Source organism: Microbacterium sp. 69-10, assembly GCF_001897945.1.
Taxonomy (GTDB): Bacteria; Actinomycetota; Actinomycetes; order Actinomycetales; family Microbacteriaceae; genus Microbacterium.
Genome location: NZ_MKRT01000028.1, coordinates 125,342 through 129,102 on the forward strand (window position 1 = coordinate 125,342; position 3,761 = coordinate 129,102).

Here is a 3,761-nt window from a genome sequence, read left to right on the forward strand (position 1 = left end):
GATGCACCGCGTCGATCGCGGCCTTCCCGTGCGCCGCGGAGGCGACCAGCACGGATGCCCGCGCGTGGCGCGCCACGTCTCGGTATCGTCCGTCCGGGAACCGGCTCGCGGTGCCGCCGATCGACGCCACCAGGTCCTCCGCGCCCCACATCAGAGCCGCGACCCGCGGATGGGCGGCGATGGCCCCGGCGTGCAGCACGCCGGCCGCCGTCTCGCAGAGCGCCAGCAGGGAGTACTCGTCTCCGAAGGCGTCCAGCGCGGACGGATCCTCGGTCTTGGCGACCATCACGGTGCGGAACGGAGTGCGCGCCACGGCCTCGAGGTCGGCGGCGAAATGAGCAGATGCCGGGTCGTTGACGCGCACGATCACCCGCGCGGGGTCGAGATCCGCCGCCACGAGATGCTCGCGCGCCTGCGCCTTGGCATCCGGGAGCACCGCGTCCTCGAGGTCGAGGATCACGGCATCCGCCTTCGCGAGTCCCCCGGCATAGCGCTCCGGACGGTCGGCCGGGCAGAACAGCAGGGCGGGTCCGAGGTCGAAGGCCATCATTCCCCTTCCGGCATGCAGTGCATCAGCGCCACGCGCGTGGCGGTCGCCACGATCACGCCGTCCTGGTTGCGACCCGTGTGCGCGATCGTGACGATCCCCTGACCCGGCCGGGACGACGACAGGCGCTTGTCGGTGATCACGCTCTCGGTGTACAGCGTGTCACCGTGGAACACCGGGTGCGGGAAGGCTATGTCGCTGAGTCCCAGCTGCGCCACGAGCGTTCCCTGAGTAAGCTGCGCGACGGAGGCTCCGACCATCGTCGACAGCGTCCACATCGAGTTCATCAGGCGCTGCCCGAACGGTTGCTCGGCCCCCGCGAACGCGGCGTCCAGGTGCAGGGCCTGCGTGTTCATGGTGAGGGTCGTGAACAGCACGTTGTCGGCCTCGGTCGCGGTGCGGCCCGGACGGTGCAGGTATCTGGCACCGAGTTCGAACTCCTCGAAGTACAGCCCGCGCTGGACGATGTCGGTCATGATCGCACCATAGCTCCTCTGCGGACTCAGCCGGCCAGGCCGAGTTTGCGGGCGATGACCAGGAGCTGCACCTCGGTGGTGCCCTCGCCGATCTCGAGGATCTTCGAGTCACGGTAGTGACGTGCCACCGGGTACTCGTTCATGAAGCCGTTGCCGCCGAAGATCTGGGTCGCGTCGCGGGCGTTGTCCATCGCGGCGTCGCCGGAGACGAGCTTGGCGATGGCCGCCTCCTCGGCGAACGGCAGTCCGGCATCGCGCAGACGCGCGGCGTGGTGCCATGCGAGGCGCGCCGTGTGCACGCGGGCGCGCATGCGCGCGAGCGTGAACTGCGCGTTCTGACGGGTGCTCAGGGCGGAGCCGAAGATGGTGCGCTTCTTGGCGTAGTCGACGGCCGCCTCCAGGCAGCCCTCCGCGGCCCCCGTGGCGAGAGCGGCGATGGCGATGCGTCCCTCGTCGAGGATGCTGAGGAAGTTCTTGAACCCGCGGCCGCGCTCACCGAGCAGGTTGCCCTCCGGGACGCGCACGCCCTGGAAGGTGAGCGGATGGGTGTCGGAGGCGTTCCAGCCGACCTTGTCGTAGGCCGGCTCCACCGTGAAGCCCGGGGTGCCGTTGGGCACGATGATCGTGGAGATCTCCTTGCGACCGTCGTTCACCCCCGTCACGGCCGTGACCGTCACGAAGCGCGTGATGGCGGTGCCGGAGTTGGTGATGAACTGCTTCGAGCCGTCGATGACCCACTCCCCGCCCTCGAGACGGGCAGTGGTGCGGGAAGCACCGGCGTCACTGCCGGCCTCCGGCTCGGTCAGGCCGAAGCCGGCGAGGTGCTCCGCGGCGAGCAGCGAGGGCAGGTACTCCTGCTTCTGCTCCTCGGTGCCGAACCGGTAGATCGGCATGGCGCCCAGGCTGACACCGGCCTCGAGCGTGATGGCGATGGACTGGTCCACGCGAGCGAGACCCTCGATGGCCAGGCCCAGGGCAAGGTAGTCGCCGCCCTGCCCGCCGTACTCCTCCGAGAACGGCAGGCCGAACAGGCCCAGCTCGCCCATCTGGCGCACCACGTCGAGGTTGAGCGTGTGGGAGCGGTCGGCCTCGTAGGCCTGAGGCGCCACCACCTGCTCGGCGAAGTCGCGCACCATGGCGGCGAGTTCGCGCTGCTCCTCGTTCAGGCCGATGCTGCTGAGGTCGTCGGTCATGATGTCTCCACTTCGCTGACGCGGGCGACCGGCTGGTCGCGCCGTACCTGATCGCCCACGGCGACCAGCAGGTGCACCGTGCCGTCGTGCGGCGCGAGCACCGGATGCTCCATCTTCATCGCCTCGATCGAGACGAGCGGGTCTCCTTCGCGGACGGTGTCGCCGTCGGCGACGTGCAGTGCCACGACCGATCCGGGCATGGGGGCGCGACCCTCGGGGTCGCGCGGGCCGGATGCCCGTTCGAGCTCCGCGAGCCGGCGCTGCATGCGCGCACGGCGCGACAGCGGACGAAGGCGCAGCGTGACGCCGTCCTCGGATGCCCAGATCGCGCCGTCCGCGTCGGCCATGACCGGGATGCCGTGACTGTACGCGGCCGGCGCCTCGACCTGCACGTCGTCGTCGGTCAGGAAGACCGTGCGCGGCAGCGGCTGAGCCGCGCCGATCCGCCAGCCGGGCACGTCACTCCAGAGATCCGCGGCACCGTGCGCACGCGGCCGGCGCACAGCGTGCGCGGCGGCGGCCAGCACCGACTCGGTCGGCTGCTGCGCCGGCAGCGGCAGCATGGTCTCGATCAGACCGGTGTCGAGGTCGCCGGCGACGACGCGCTCATGCGTGCTGAGGGCGCGCAGGAAGGCGATGTTGGTCTCGACGCCCAGCACGACGGTGCGTGCGAGAGCGGCATCCAGACGGCGCAGGGCGGTCTCGCGGTCGGATCCGAACGCGATGACCTTGGCGATCATCGGGTCGTAGAAGCCGGTGACCTCGGAGCCGGTCTCCACCGCGGCATCCACGCGCACACCGCGCGGTGCGTCGAACAGCAGCACGCGCCCCGTCGAGGGCAGGAAGCCCCGTTCGGGGGACTCGGCGTAGACGCGGGCCTCCACGGCGTGTCCGCGCACCTCGGGCGGCTCCGGAAGCGCACCGCCCGCGGCGACCTGCACCTGCAGTGCGACGAGGTCCAGCCGGGTGACCTCCTCGGTCACGGGGTGCTCCACCTGCAGCCGCGTGTTCATCTCGATGAAGAAGATGTCCTCCACCGAGTCGGCCTCCACCAGAAACTCGACCGTTCCGGCACCGACGTAGTCGACGCTCTGCGCCGCGGCGACCGCGGCATCCAGCAGTCGCTGCCGCACGGCTTCCGGAAGGTGCGCGGCCGGCGCCTCCTCGACCACCTTCTGGTGACGGCGCTGCAGCGTGCACTCGCGCTCACCCAGAGCGATCACGGTGCCGTGCGTGTCGCCGAAGACCTGCACCTCGATGTGGCGCGGGCGCTGCACCAGGCGCTCCAGCACCATGGCGTCGTCGCCGAAGGCCGCTCTGGCGACCCGTCTGGCGGTCGCGAGAGCTGATGCCAGTTCGTCGCCGGAGCGCACGACCTCCATGCCCTTTCCGCCGCCGCCGGCGCTGGGCTTGACGAGCAGCGGATAGCCGACTTCATCGGCACGAGCGCGGATCTGCTCGTCGTCCATGCCCACCGCGTTGAAGCCGGGCACGACGGGCACGCCGTGCTGCGACACGTGGTCGCGGGCACGGGCCTTGTCTCCC

At 70.6% G+C, this 3,761-nt stretch carries 4 protein-coding genes (1 of these 4 cut by a window edge); all 4 read right to left on the bottom strand.

What is annotated here, in order from left to right; genetic code table 11:
* Positions 1–547 (bottom strand): aldolase/citrate lyase family protein (locus BGN97_RS15075; RefSeq protein WP_292703211.1); only part of this gene is annotated, 547 nt, incomplete at its 3' end.
* Positions 547–1,023: a MaoC family dehydratase gene (locus BGN97_RS15080; RefSeq protein WP_292703215.1), complete on the bottom strand. Its 477-nt coding sequence runs from the start codon at positions 1,021–1,023 to the stop codon at positions 547–549. The genes BGN97_RS15080 and BGN97_RS15075, both read right to left, overlap by 1 nt.
* 26 nt (positions 1,024–1,049) lie before the next feature.
* Complete coding sequence (locus BGN97_RS15085) at positions 1,050–2,216, bottom strand: acyl-CoA dehydrogenase family protein (protein WP_292703218.1); 1,167 nt, start codon at positions 2,214–2,216, stop codon at positions 1,050–1,052.
* On the bottom strand, positions 2,213–3,761 hold the 3' portion of the coding sequence (locus BGN97_RS15090) for a biotin carboxylase N-terminal domain-containing protein (RefSeq protein ID WP_363331441.1). It continues 326 nt past the right edge of the window; 1,549 of the gene's 1,875 nt are visible here — the last part of the coding sequence; the start codon falls outside the window, past its right edge; its stop codon occupies positions 2,213–2,215. The genes BGN97_RS15085 and BGN97_RS15090 overlap by 4 nt, the downstream gene beginning before the upstream one ends.